Source organism: Pseudonocardia kongjuensis (assembly GCF_039526905.1).
Taxonomy (GTDB): domain Bacteria; phylum Actinomycetota; class Actinomycetes; order Mycobacteriales; family Pseudonocardiaceae; genus Pseudonocardia; species Pseudonocardia kongjuensis.
Genome location: NZ_BAAAJK010000001.1, coordinates 599,107 through 611,953, shown reverse-complemented (window position 1 = coordinate 611,953; position 12,847 = coordinate 599,107). Strand labels below are relative to the sequence as shown.

Annotated in this window: 9 protein-coding genes and 1 pseudogene; 2 read left to right on the top strand and 8 right to left on the bottom strand. The window is 68.8% G+C overall.

Going from position 1 to position 12,847, the window contains the following annotated elements; translation table 11 throughout:
* Nucleotides 1–121: 121 nt before the first annotated feature.
* The 3 genes from ABD160_RS02795 to ABD160_RS02785 are packed head-to-tail and all read right to left on the bottom strand — an operon-like array spanning nucleotide 122 to nucleotide 7,100.
* Nucleotides 122–430, bottom strand: a complete 309-nt coding sequence (locus tag ABD160_RS02795) for a transposase (protein WP_344017987.1) — start codon at nucleotides 428–430, stop codon at nucleotides 122–124.
* A gap of 51 nt (nucleotides 431–481) precedes the next feature.
* The gene (locus tag ABD160_RS02790) at nucleotides 482–964 is read right to left on the bottom strand and encodes a hypothetical protein (protein WP_344017986.1); all 483 of its coding nucleotides are present in this window, start codon (nucleotides 962–964) and stop codon (nucleotides 482–484) included.
* A gap of 22 nt (nucleotides 965–986) precedes the next feature.
* Nucleotides 987–7,100 (bottom strand): hypothetical protein, encoded by a 6,114-nt coding sequence (locus tag ABD160_RS02785; protein ID WP_344017985.1) that lies wholly within the window; start codon nucleotides 7,098–7,100, stop codon nucleotides 987–989.
* A gap of 373 nt (nucleotides 7,101–7,473) precedes the next feature.
* Between ABD160_RS02785 and ABD160_RS02780 the strand changes: the two are divergent.
* A pseudogene (locus ABD160_RS02780) lies at nucleotides 7,474–8,195 on the top strand (IS3 family transposase); the annotation flags it as partial.
* Between the two features lie 600 nt (nucleotides 8,196–8,795).
* Here ABD160_RS02780 and ABD160_RS02775 read toward each other — a convergent pair.
* On the bottom strand, nucleotides 8,796–9,023 hold the full coding sequence (locus ABD160_RS02775; protein WP_344017984.1) for a hypothetical protein: 228 nt from the start codon (nucleotides 9,021–9,023) through the stop codon (nucleotides 8,796–8,798).
* A gap of 43 nt (nucleotides 9,024–9,066) precedes the next feature.
* Here ABD160_RS02775 and ABD160_RS02770 point away from each other — a divergent pair, with 43 nt between their 5' ends.
* Nucleotides 9,067–10,278 carry an NsdA family TPR-like regulatory protein gene (locus ABD160_RS02770; RefSeq protein WP_344017983.1) on the top strand — a complete coding sequence of 404 codons (1,212 nt, stop codon included), beginning with the start codon at nucleotides 9,067–9,069 and terminating at the stop codon, nucleotides 10,276–10,278.
* A gap of 12 nt (nucleotides 10,279–10,290) precedes the next feature.
* On the opposite strand, the gene ABD160_RS02765 is transcribed toward ABD160_RS02770, so the two are convergent.
* The 4 genes from ABD160_RS02765 to ABD160_RS02750 all read right to left on the bottom strand — a co-directional run bounded on the left by ABD160_RS02765 (nucleotide 10,291) and on the right by ABD160_RS02750 (nucleotide 12,846).
* The gene (locus ABD160_RS02765) at nucleotides 10,291–11,145 is read right to left on the bottom strand and encodes a hypothetical protein (protein WP_344017982.1); all 855 of its coding nucleotides are present in this window, start codon (nucleotides 11,143–11,145) and stop codon (nucleotides 10,291–10,293) included.
* Nucleotides 11,146–11,214: 69 nt separating this feature from the next.
* Entirely contained in the window at nucleotides 11,215–11,766 is a 552-nt protein-coding gene (locus ABD160_RS02760; protein WP_344017981.1) for a hypothetical protein, read from the bottom strand.
* Nucleotides 11,767–11,776: 10 nt separating this feature from the next.
* On the bottom strand, nucleotides 11,777–12,337 hold the full coding sequence (locus ABD160_RS02755) for a hypothetical protein (RefSeq protein ID WP_344017980.1): 561 nt from the start codon (nucleotides 12,335–12,337) through the stop codon (nucleotides 11,777–11,779).
* A 35-nt stretch (nucleotides 12,338–12,372) separates the two neighbouring features.
* Nucleotides 12,373–12,846, bottom strand: a complete 474-nt coding sequence (locus tag ABD160_RS02750) for a hypothetical protein (protein WP_344017979.1) — start codon at nucleotides 12,844–12,846, stop codon at nucleotides 12,373–12,375.
* Nucleotide 12,847: the final 1 nt, after the last annotated feature.

The following is a 12,847-nucleotide window of genomic DNA, read 5'->3' as shown; positions in this document are numbered from 1 at the left end:
CACGGACATCTGTGTACTCCTCAACTCAAGAGGATCTTGTTACACAGACCATCTGACAGGCTCGAGAGCTTCAAGACCCGCAGGGACACCGCGACGGGGATCCCGTCAGCGGCGAGCTCGGTCACGAGCGGGTAGAACCTTTTCCCGGCAGGTTCGCCTGGGAGAGGTAGGCCGCGGCACGGCGGAGGACCTCGTTCTCCTGCTCGAGCAGCCGGATCCGCTTGCGCGCATCGCGCAGCTCGACCGAGTCCTCCCGGGTCTTGCCGGGCCTGTTGCCGTCCTCGACGTCGGCTTGACGCATCCAGTTCGTCAGGCACGACTCGGATATTCCGAAGTCACGCGCGATCTGGGAGAGCTTCTGGCCAGGTTCGCGGTTCCTCGCGACGCGGACGACGTCGTCACGGAACTCCTGGGGGTAGGGAGCAGGCATGATGCACATCCTTCCCTGCAACGCTCCTCAGCGCCGCAGATCATGTGACACCTACCCGCGCATCAGTCCCCTGCGCAGGGCGTTGGTCACATCGGTCTCCACCGTGGAACTGATCTGATCCGCTACGTCTAGCCACTCCTGGTGGTGCTCCGTTGCGTCCTGGGCGGCGCGCCACAGCAGGTGCAGGACGGTTTCGCGGGTGAGGGTTTCCAACTCGGCAGCGGTCTCGGCGAGCGAAGGGTGGGATTCGGTCGGCTCGGGCGGATGCACGCTCAACTCGAACAGACGGAGGAACCTCCATGGTCGGTCGTCGCCGAGCCGATCGAGCGCGGCGAGGACGTGGGAGAAGTCCTCGAGGGGTGCCGGACGCGGGAGGGACCCTCGGAGAGCCCAGATCCTGAGGATCGTGTCGACGATCTTCAGTCGCTGCTCGACGGTTGTGGTGTTGCCCTCTGCCGCGACGACCAGCTCCGCCAGATGGTGGGACATCCAGCGCCCGACCATGTCGTGATCGGCTGCCTGGCTCGCGAGCATCTGCCCGAGTTCGAGGACGGCATCAGTACTCTGACCACCGTCCCGCCGGATCGAGGAGATAGGTTTTGCCGGACCACTCGGACCATCCGAAATCATCGTCGTCCTCTTGCTGGTAGGTGTACTGCGGACGTCGGCGGTCGCGGCGGAGTCCGACTTGAAGGACCAGCGTCCGGTCCAGTTCCTGCAGCACTGCCGTCACGAAATCGCGTCGGACGGCGAGCTGGTCGCCGCGGACTCCGGTTTCGTGACCGTGCCCGTTCTCGGCTGTGTTGACCCAGACCCTGCTGCGGAGGACCGGTTCGCCGAGTCGGAACCACGTCCGCTCATCGTCGTCGGTAGTGAGGCCGAACAGGCTGATGAGGTCGTCGCCTGGGCGGGTCGGTGGAAAGTTGATGCCGGACCCGCGCTCGTCGTGCTTGTCGATGCCGTGGCGAACGGTCGAGCTGTTCAGCCAGGGCATCAGGTCGAAGGGGTAGTGGTCGGGTCGGTCGTGATCGTCGTCCGTTGTCGGGAGTCGGTAGCTGGCCGGGCCGAGCGGGGACGTCTGCATGGCGATCAGGAGCGAGCGCGCGGTCGAGTGCGGAACGAGGGCGCTCTGGATGTGGAGGTCTTCCGATAGGTCCGCGTGGGCAACGGTGGTGTAGGCGTGCACGGTCACCCATTCGTCGCCGATACCGGCGGCGGCCACGAAGTCGTCCGGACGCAGGCTCGACGGCCAGTGCTCCTGAGGCTCGTAATCAGCCAAGACGCGCTCGGGTGCCGGTGACGGCGGCGGATCCCGGCGGTCGGCGAGCCACCTGCCGTCGGACCGCGTGGGAAGGAACTGCGTGATCCACCGCGTGTACGAGTCCACCGCGTAATCGGGTTCGTGGCAGGCGGGCACGTCCGCCGCCAGCTCTGCGCCGACGGTCAACAGCGCGTGTACCGCCAGGTAGAATGTGTAGCTGTCCTCGTCGGGCCAGCTGCTGCGGTCCGGGTAGGAGCGACGAGGATCGTATACGCCGGCGCTTGTCCGCGGGTCCACTCCTGCGGCGAACGCGCCGGTCTCGTCGAGTTCGACCGCCACCTGCAGTGCACGGCGAGCGACGTTGCTCTCGGTGCTTCCGAAGGTGTCTGCCACGTCGTCGCACCAGTATCGCTCGAAATCGAGGAAGAACGGGTAGCGATCGCGGTCGCCGTTGGTCGGCAAGGGGTCGGGCCGCGCGCGCTGCTGGTTGTGGTCGAGTTCGACCGTTTCGGCCACGACCCGTTGTGTAAGCGTGCCGATCTCCGGCTCGCTAAGGGTGAGCTGTCCGCCGTTGTGCAGGGTGGTGAGCGTGCGCTGGGCGAGGAGCTGGTTGGCCGCATGCCGCGGTCCGCGGACCACGTCGACCAGCCACGTTGTGAAGACGGCCAGCGGGGTGGCGTTCGGCTCTTGAGCCGCTCGAGCCAGGGCGATCAACAACCACATGCGGGCGTGCAACGGATAGCAGGGCAACCGTGCGTCGCGGAATGGCGCGGTCGACGAGGTTCCGTTGGCGAACCGGGCCAGTGCGGTGAGTTCGTTGGTGCACCCGAGGCGCACGAGCAGCAGGACGGCATGCGCAGCCTGCCACCGCCGCACGATGGAGATGTCGCCGAGGGCGCCCCAGATCACTCCGGCCACGTCCGAGGCGTGATCATCCGGAGGGGCCGGGAGCGTCTCGCCCGGTCCGTCCGAGGAGGTCGCCGAGGGCGCGAGGTCCTCGAAGAGATCGGCGAGGTCGTCGAACACTGCCCCGGCAGGTTCCTGGTCCAACGTCATGGCCAGGTTGGCGGCGAGGAGGAAGTAGCTCCGGTGTCGGAGCTGATGTGCGGTTCGTCCCAGCTCGAGCAGGGCGGCCCGGCTGAGGTCGGTGACGGTAGTGTCGGTTGCTTCGGCGAAGGGCTCGAGGCTGACATCGTCGTATCGCGTGCCGATGCTGCGGGCGAACCGGTGCGTCAGCGTGGTGACGAGCCGTTGGCGACCTTGGCGGAGCGCGGGGGTTTGAGGTTGCACAGCTGCGGCCGCCTCCGCGGCCGCAGTGAAGTCGGACTGGTCCGCGCGCGTTGCGTGGCTGAGCGCGTCGAGGACGTTTGGCCGCTTGGTCGGGTGCTTGTTCAATGCGAAGCGGATCAGCGCGCGCCTGTCCTCGGATCGCCAGCTGAGCTCGAACAGCGCCGTGTCCCACGCTGCGGTCGTGGTGAAGTCGCCGTCGGCGAACCGGATTTCGGGATTGATTGGCGGCTTCTCGCCGCCCAATCGAGGGAGTCTGGTGCGCGTACCGATCTGGTTCGGGACGTCGCCGGGAGAACGCTCGAACCTGGTGAAGTCGGCTAGAACGCGGGTCGCGAGCGCGGCGGCCGGCGGGCTCAGTCCCGTGACTGTGCGCTGCCACCCGATCTGGGGTCGGAACGCGTGGAAGGCCAGCAGATCGAGTCGCTCGGCTCCCGGACTGGTGGTTGTCGCGACGGCGGGGGACAGCATGGCGGAGAAGTCGAGTGTCCTCCGGTCGCGGGCGCGCGAGAGTGCAGCGAGGTAGGTCGGCTCGTGCATGTGCAGGAGCCGGTACCCGAGGGCGTGCGCGTTGATCTCGCCGACCTCCTCCAGCTTCTCGCTGATCTGGAACAGTCGGTAGGCTCGGCTGGCCTCGTCGCCGGTCGCAAGGCTGGTCGCGACGGTGCTCAACGCGTGCCAGCGATCATAGAGATCATCGCCCACCCGATCAGCCTCTCCCCGTGCCATCTCGAAGATCGTTCGCGCTTCCGTGTCGTTGACGGAGACGACGGTCCGCGCCAGTGCGAGGAGCGATTCGACCCGGGAATCGGCATCCGTCCGGTCCCGCTGGGCGGCATCCACTGCACGTGTGACCACCTCCAGGCTGAACGCTTCGAGATGTGGAGATCGGGCGGCGACGCGTGCGATCGCGACACAGGAGCGCGACAGGGCCAGGTGCGACGACTCGTGCCAGGCCGCGACTGCGCTAACCAGATCCGCACGCGGGATGAGCGACAGGATTCTGGTCGCCATCTCGCCGATCCCGTTGACGCGGACGAACGGGGTGCCGTTGTGGCTGGTGACTGGTTTCAGGTCGGTATGGACGAGTGTTGTGAAGTCCTGCGCCACGCGGTCGGGGGTATCGGCGAGCAATGTCGTCACCCAGCATTCGGCCCAGGGTAGGAGCCCGGGGATGTTCGCCGCGAACTCCTGGGCGTTCTGGTCGTTCACGTACTCGCGCCCCAGGAGCTGGACTAGTGGCGCAGACGTCACCGCTTCCACCGTCAGATTTGCTCCGTGTAGCCGTGCCCGCAGCGCGTGCGCAAGCAGGATGCTTGTGAGAGGAAGCCTGTGAAGTCGGCCACCGGCACTGTCGGGCAGGTGGAGGGGGAGGTGGACATCCAGGATATCGAGGGCGTCGGCCTCCTCCGTCAAACCGTGGCGCAGTGCGTGCACGAGCGTCCACACCACCTCGCGGACGTCGAGATCCTGCTCGATTAACGGCCTGGTCCATCTGAACGGTTCCGTGCGCGCTTGCAGCGCTGCGAGGAATGCGGCGGCGACCTCGGCAGGTGGTGTGATGTTGTGGTCGAACATCGCGGTGGCGACGGCCATCCGAACGGCGGACTTCGTGTCGCCGCTGAGGACGATGCCAGTGAGGTCGTCCTCGCGTCCCGCGTCGGCCAACCTGGAAGCCAGCACGGCCGCCGCGGAGTGCGCGAACTCGTCGGGGCTCAGGTGAGAGAGCAACTCGGCCCCCGCGCCGGGGCCGTCGATGTTGGCTGCGGCGAGTGCGAGGTCGGCGACCGCCTCGGCCGTCACGTGGCGGTGCCGGGACGGGGGCTCGTCGTCCGGCGTCTCGAGGATGGCGCGGAAGTTGTCGAGCGCGGACCGGATCCGGTTGCGGGCGAGATCCTTAAGCCGGTCAACGTGTGACAGCAGTGCGGCCTCGATGTGCAGGTTGGAGCCCGGCCAGTCGGTGGCCAGCTCACGGCCGGAGCAGAGCGCCTCAACGGCTTCTTCGTCGAGAAAGCGCCCGGCAAGATCGGTGTGCGTACGCAGGATCGTCATCGTGCGGGAGTGGCCGGAAGAGAGGTCGCCGATCTTGAGGGCGAGCCGTGCCGCTTCGGCGTTGCGACCGCGGCGCAGTGTCGCGCACAGGGCGAAGCGTGCTCGGGACCGGGCGATTTCTCTGACCTGGAGTTCGTCTGTGCCGCCGGGCAGTGCCGCGTCCGACAGGGCGAGCTTGATCAGGTCGTCGAGCAGTTCCGCCTCAAAGAGGAGCTGTGGAACGGTGCCTGCCACGTAGGGCGATGTCGCCGCGAGCGGGAGGACGGTGCGGACGAAGTCGCGCAGCCGGGTCGAGTCCGGTCCGTGGGTCGTGCGAAACCAGGTCTCGGTTGGCTCGTCCCGGAACTGCACAGTGGTCGCAGTGGTGTGCAGGCCGCGGCCGAGAGCGACAGCGAAGCTGCGGATGGCATCGACTGGCACATCGGTGATCGCAGCGAGGTCGTCGAGCGGGATCGTCGGCCGTAGGACGGCCAGTGCTTCGCAGAGCCGATCTAGTTCTGACGGTCGCAGGTGTCCATTCTCGGCGACTTCACGGATCTGCTCGGCGAGTAGATTGCTCAAGACCGGGCCGGGGGTGTTGTGGGCGATGCGGATGGCTTCCAGAACGGCGGCGATCGTGTGAGCGGTCTCCAGCGCCATCGCTTGGACCCGGGGATTGCCGCCGCTGAGCGCGTGCAACTCGGCCCCGTCTTGTGCGGTGGCACTAGGAAACCGCGTCCTGAGGTGCTGTAGCGTCTCCGGTTGCCCGAATCCGTGCAGTCCGAGCGTCGTCACGCCTGTCGAAGGGGTATCGAGCATGGTGACGCGTTCGGGGCGGGATAGCGTTACCAGGCGCACGTTCGCAGGAAAGTCCTCCCGGAGCAGATCAGCCACGACTGTGCGTTGATCCAGTGCCGCGGCGGCGAGTGCCGCGTTGTCGGCGGCGTCGATCACGATGGTGAGCAGGGCGCCGGGCTGCTCGTGGGAGAGTTGTTTCGACGCCTCCGCGACCCGATGCATGAACGCGTGCATGTATGAGCGATCCGGGGCGTCCGTGGCGACGAGCGGTAGGCATCGGCCGCGGGCAGCGAGCTCGTTGGAGATCTGGGTGAGCGCCGCCCGGTGGTCGTGGCGCCGGGAGGTCATCTTGCGGTAATCCCCGCCAGCGAAGCAGTCATAGACCACCAGCTCGGAACCCTTGGGCAGGGCATCTGCCAAGATCGTTGTCAAGACAGACTTCCCCACACCGCCCACCGCCGTCACCAGCAGCTTGGTTGCCGCTCCCTCACGGAGCTCGCGGACCACACGAGCGACGTCGGCCGTGGGGATGACGTGTTTGGGCCGTTCGATGGCACTGGGCGCCGGGAAGATCTCGTCCTCTGTGGTGCGGAGGGCGAGCAGCACGTTGCCGCGGAGAAGCGGATGCGGGTCTTCGAGAGTGGTCGCTTTGCGAGCGACCGAGTCCACGAGCTGGACCATCTCAGTGCCGGTGCTCCCGGGGAGATGCTGCCGAAGCTCGGCATGGAGCAAGGTCTCTGTCGCAGCGATACCCGGGCCGGCGTCATCGACGAGGAAGCGCCGGCAGAAGGCAGCTTCGCGGATCCGGTCGTCGCCGAAGCCCATGTACCGGCGCAGGAGGTCTGCCTCGGTGCAGTGGGTGAATGAAGTCCCGCCCGCCGACAGTTCGGTGAGGGACAGCCTGACCTTCTCGTTGAGCGGGCGGTTGGTGACGAACGAGAACCGGAGCTTCCCCGCGCGGCCGCGTTGCACCTCGTTGCGGTAGATCTGGCCGAACTTCTCCAGCGTTGTCCGCAACTCCGAGGCGACGACCGGATCGGTCGTCCGCAGGGTCGAGTGCTTGAGCTGCGTGTAGTGAACCTCCGCGCACGATGCGGTGTCGCGGCCGCCGTGGTATTCAGCAACGTCGATGATCTCCTCGCCCTCGACCGACTCGCCGGGGGGCATACCCTCCACGCCGACGGCCTCAAGAGATCCGGTCAGGTCGAGCAGGCCGAGCGCTCGCCGGGCTGCCCAGTAGTAGTGGAACCGGTCGCCGTCCCGGCTCGCGCGAACCTTCTCGCCGGAGGACACGGGCCTCACATTAGCGCCGCCCGCCGACCCTCCTGCAGGGACGTAGGCGGCCACCCACAGCATCGGCGAACCCCGAGCACCTCTCGTGACTGTGGCTGAGCGGTACTGATCGGCCGGTTCGTCTCGATCCTGCTGGAAGCCGGCCTGGGTGAGGGGTCTGTCCGATCTCCGCTCCCTGGTCCGACTCGCCGAGCGCGGCTCGGTGGGGGAGCAGTTGCACCGACGCGATCGAGCCGCCTATGCCGGACCAGATTGATCAGCCGCAGCTCGCCCAGCAACTTGTCGAGGCCGCTCGCGCGAAGGGAGGGACTGCCCAGGGTTTGGTTGACTCCAGATCTGTGAGGACGCGCTCCTCGCCGGAAGGATCGACATCGTGCCCAAGCCGTTCCCGACCGAGTTCCGCCGCGACGTGATCGCCGTCGCCCGCCAGGGCAACCAATCCCTCGCCTCGGTAGCCCGGAACTTCGGGATCTCGGAGTCCTGCCTGTCACGCTGGCTGAAGATCGCCGACCGCGAGGACGGCCTCAGCACCGACGCACCCGAAACGCCGGCCAAGCCCGGCGAGAGCGATCTCGAGGCAGAGAACCGCGAGCTGCGGAAACGGGCGAAACAGCTCGAACAGGAGAACGAGATCCTGCGCCGCGCCACTGCCTACTTCGCCCGCGACGTGCTCCCACAATGATGTACCCGCTGGTCCTCGACCTCGCCGCCGACGACATCCCCGTCGCGGTGACCTGCCGGGTGCTCGGCTTCTCCAAGCAGGCCTTCTACAAGTGGCGCGCCGAACCCGTCTGCGACCGCGACTACGACGACGCGCACCTGATCAACGCCGCCGTCGACGTTCACCACGACGCCCCCGAGTTCGGATACCGCTTCATCACCGACGAGCTCGAACGCCGGGGCTGGACGGCATCGCGCAACCGCGTGAACAGGCTCTGCACGCTCCAGCAGCTCTGCTCGGTCCACGCCCGCCGACGCGGCCGCCACCGCAAGCCGGGCCCGCCCGTGCACGACGACCTCGTGAGCCGCGAGTTCACCGCCGCAGCACCGGACCTGGTGTGGTTCACCGACATCACCGAGCACCCCACCCGGGAGGAGCCTGACCCGGCCCCGCACACGATCTTCCTGACAGGCCCCGCCGTCTCGGGCTGCTGGCCGGGGCGCCGGTACAGGGCCGGTGCGTGCGGTGACGAACGCAGCGGCCGAGGCACTAGTGGCGGCGGCGAGCAGGCTGAGCGGAGCGGCCGCAAGAACGGCGACCGCCGGGCGAAGATCACTATCTAATCGTGTGCAGCAATCCTGGAGCACGTGAGCGGTATCGGGCCGGATTGGGCTACGTTGAACTGTCGAGTACTGCACCAGTCGACTGCGCAGACATGCATTTTCCCAGTTCGCGCCGCGGTTTGAACGATCCTGGGGGTCAAGGGGTCGCAGGTTCAAATCCTGTCGTCCCGACAAGATCGAATAGGGCGGTCGCTCCGGACGGAGTGGCCGCCCTTTTTGCTGCCTAGCTGCGAGAACGTCGCCGACCCGGCGCCGTCCACTGTGCACGGCTCGGCGCGGGTCGAGCGACGAGCAGCGTCGGGCGCTCGGAAGGCGGCCTCGGCCGGGCTGAGCCTCGCGCCGATCGGCGCCCGCCCTATCGTCGCAGTTCAGAGGCGGGGCACTTGTCCAGCAATCAAGGGGTCAACGGCGCTACGGCGCCGCCGCGCAGCTCCGGCAGCACGGCCCGAACGGCGTGATCATGGCGGCGAACACGACGCGGTGCCCGCACAGCGCCGGGCAGGCTCCGGCCCGGTCGGCGAGCGCGGTGCCGTACTCGACGTCCCGGACGAGGTGCGTCCGGCGGTCCGCCGAACACATGATCTTGATGCGCTCGTCGGGCGCCGGTCGCGGCGCCGTCGGCCGGGTTCTGATCACCATGCTGACCGTGGCGATGTGGTGACGCTGCGGGGAGACTGTGTCTGTGGTCGACGACCCGGACAACAGCGGCGACAACAGCCGCGCCGCGTTCGCCGCGGAGCTGGCCCGGCTGCGCGCCGGGTCCGGCCGGTCCCTGTCCAGCGTCGCCGACGCCGCGCACGCTGATCGCACCCACGTGAGCCACATTGAGCACGGGCGCCGCTGGCCGTCCCGCCCGGTGGCCGCCGCACTCGACGCCGCGCTCGGCGCGGACGGCGCGCTGCTGGCCCGCTGGAAGGCCGCCGCCGCGGAGCCGGTGCCCGTCCCGGTTGTGGCCGGTCTCGACGACGTCGCGGAGCTGGCTGCCCTCGCCGCGCACGCTGAGCGCTCGGATGTCACCGGCTACGTGCTGGACACCATCGACGCCACGGTCGACGAGTACGCCCGCGCCTACGCGCGCACGCCCCCGGCGGAGCTGCTCGGCGACTTGCGGGTGCTGGCCCGTCACGTCGGTGCACTGCTCGGCGGCCGGGCGACGCTGGCGCAGCGGCGCCGCCTGATGGTCGCGGGCGGGTGGCTCGCCCTGCTCGCGGCCACCCTGCATGTGGACCTCGGCGCCCGCCGGTCGGCCGCCGCCGCGCGCACCGCGGCGGCGACGCTGGGTCGGGAGGCCGAGCACGGCGAGATCGCGGCGTGGTCGATCGAGATCGACACGTGGGCCGCCCTGGTCGATCAGGACTGGCGCCGCGCCGCCGCTCTGGCCGAGGCCGGGCAGGCCGCCGCCCCCGTCGGATCGGGTGCGGGGGTGCAGCTCACCGCGCAGCGCGCCCGCGCCGCGGCCCGCCTCGGCGATGGCGCCGCCGTCCGGGCTGCGCTGGATCACGCCGGGCGGATCGTGGACGACCAACCGGCCGCCCGCCCGCGCGATCATCACTTCACCTTCGACGCGCGCAAGCTCGACGGCTACACCGCGACCGCGCTGTCCTGGCTCGGCGACCCGGCCGGGGAACGTCACGCCCGCGACGTGGTCGACGCCTACGCCGCCGGTGGGCCGCCGCGCAGGCTGGCCACCGCGCGCCTGGACCTCGGCCTGATTCTGGCCCGCGATCGGCGCCCAGACGAGGCGGCCGGGCTCGGCGTGCTGGCGGTCGACGCCGGGGTGTTGGTGCCGTCGAACGTGTGGCGCGCGACGGAGCTGGACGACGCGTTGTGCTCGTTCCGGGACGTGCCGGAGGCAGCGGAGCTGCATGACCGGCGCCGTGCTGCGGACTCATAGCGGCTGGCGTCGTCAGGAGGGCCGCTGCCGTGCGGCGTCGAACAGCTCGACGGCCCGCTTGATAAACAACGCCATCGCAGACGCGACGATGGACAGTCCTTCGAGACCACCCGAGGTGACCCGCGCTGCGGCGCCTCCCCGGGCGAACGAACCCTGCATCTCGCTGTGCCAGACGGCAGGCCAACGAAGCCCGTGGGCGTTACCACTGTGCATGCGCCAGTTCAGCCGGTAGGCGGTGACGAGGGTGTCCGAGTCGCCGGGGGATGCTGCGATGTACGCCTTCGCCACGTGGTCGATGATCGTGGTGTCGTCCGGCCGCCGGGCGACGTCCTCGGCGGTCATGCCGATGGTGGCCCCGGCGTCAACCGCCTCGTTCATCGTCTCGTTGCACAGATCGACCCGGGACTGCCACAGCGCCCGCGTCTGCGGGTCGGGGTTCGCCCCCGGGATGTGCTCGACCTCGTACACGGCGGTGCGCTCGTTCGCCGCCTCGTAGTGCGCCATCCGCAGGCCGCGCCGCTGCCGCTCCTTACGGTCAGGGTGGTCCAGCATCCACAAGGCGTGGGCGGAGCCGAGCACACTGGCCCTGGCCAGCGTGTTCGGTGCGGTCGGAAAGCCTGCGCCCCCGTTGAGCAACGGGTACAGGAAGAACTCCAAGTGCTCGACGGCGTGAGCGATCCCGAACGCGACCAGGTGACTCGGCGGGCTCAGCGGAAAGATCTTGTCGTCGAGCGCGAGGCTGCTACCTGGTGCGGCGAGGTGCGGCGACTCTCGGTACTTCGCCCACTTCTGGGCCTGCTCGGCCGTCCAGTTCAAGCGCTGCTCGGCGGTGAGACGCAGGGGCGACGCCGCGTTCGTGTCCGACATGTCCGGCGACGGTAGTGGGTGGGGTTTGCGAACCAAGCCCGGCCCGGTTCGCCGCCCCGTCATGGCTGGTCACACCTCGACGGCTGGGCCGATCTCGGCGTCCATGAACGCCCGGATTTCGGCGAGGCCGTCGGTCATCGGCTGTCCGGCCCACCGGTTCAGGTACGCCGTGCGGCGCCGCCACGGCATCCGTCCACTGTCCGCGCTTTCCGGTGGCAGCGCCTCGGCGGTGACCCACGTCAGCGACGCCGGGTTGTAGGTCACGGGGTACGTCCGAGGGTAGGACCGGCCGCCCTGGTTGTAGCGCCCGACGTGGATCAGTTGGTGGACCACCCGGTTGCAGGCGTAGACCGCGGCGTCGACCAGCTCGACGCCCGGGTCGTTCCATGTGTCGGGGTAGCCCGCCAGGCCGTCGCGGGCGTGCGCCATGTCGTCGAGGCCACGCACCCACGCCAGTGCCAACGTGATGTGCTGGTGGAGGGTTCGGAGCGTCTGTACGGGATCGCTGTCCTGATCGGGCGCCAGGGCGGTCGGCATCAGTGTTGTCCACGCCTCGTGTGCCTGCCGCAGCAGGATCAGCGCCTCGCGGGCGGTGCCCTCGTTCCACGGTTCGGAGCGCATCGCTGATCCCCTACTTGCTGTCGATGAGGCGGACGGGCGCCGCAGTGTCACGCCGGGTCCAGCGCAGCCCGTTCGAGTCGGTGAACTGAACCGTCGCGTGGTCGTCGGCAAACGTGCGGATCGGCGTTCCCGTGCCGTCGTGGTACCAGGCGACGGCTCGAATCTCCGCGCTCGCGGAGAGTACCGTCGGGGCAACGTCGTACAGCTCGTCCATCTGGCCAAAGTCGTAGTCCCAGCTCACCACGTCAGGGTCGTCGGACTCGACCTTCTTGATGCGGACGTCGAAGACGGGGGATGCGCTCTCGTTCCGCACCGTCACGGACACCGACCCCGTGAGCGTGTCCCGGAAGTCGCAGGCCACTGTGATCAGCCGAGCCTGAGCGGCGTCCCGGTCGTCGCGTTCGGCCGCGACGGCGACCAGGTCGGCTCGGCGCCAACGCCGTTCCCGGATGGCGAGCCACAGCGCGACGATGACGGCCGCCGCGGTGGCGACCGCGCCGCCCGCCTGGCCGATGGCGGAGACGATGTCAGTCCAGTTCGGGACGTCGGGTGTTGCCGGCACGGCCGACAAGTGAACCAGGCTCAGGCCGGCTCACCCTGAACGGCCTAGCGGACGCCCTCGCCGTGACGAGCGGGCGTCCGCTTCGGCAGCCGCTGGTAGTAGCGGTTCCGGACCTTGACCGCGAGCAGGAACGCCTCGGCTCCGTCGCGCATGGTGACTACGGCGACGAGGCTGACGACGACCGGCAGCCCGACTACCGTTTCGCCCCAGAAGTGGTTCGCCACGAGGCCGACCAGCGCCGCGACGGAGGCTTGTCCGGTGAGAACCCGCAGACGATGGTCATCGTCGGTGGCGGGCTCCCACCGGTGCATGGTGATCCACTGTGCCCAGATGCAGGCGATCTGCCCGATGCCGCCGAGGACGTACGTCGCGACGAGGGCAGCGGTGACGGTGGCGCGCGATGCTGGAGCGATGCCGGGCGTGGACAGCGCCCACAACACCGTGACCGCGATGGGGATGCCCCACACGAGCAACCCGCGCAGGATCGGCCGGTCCGGCTTTCGGCGCTGTCCGGGCATC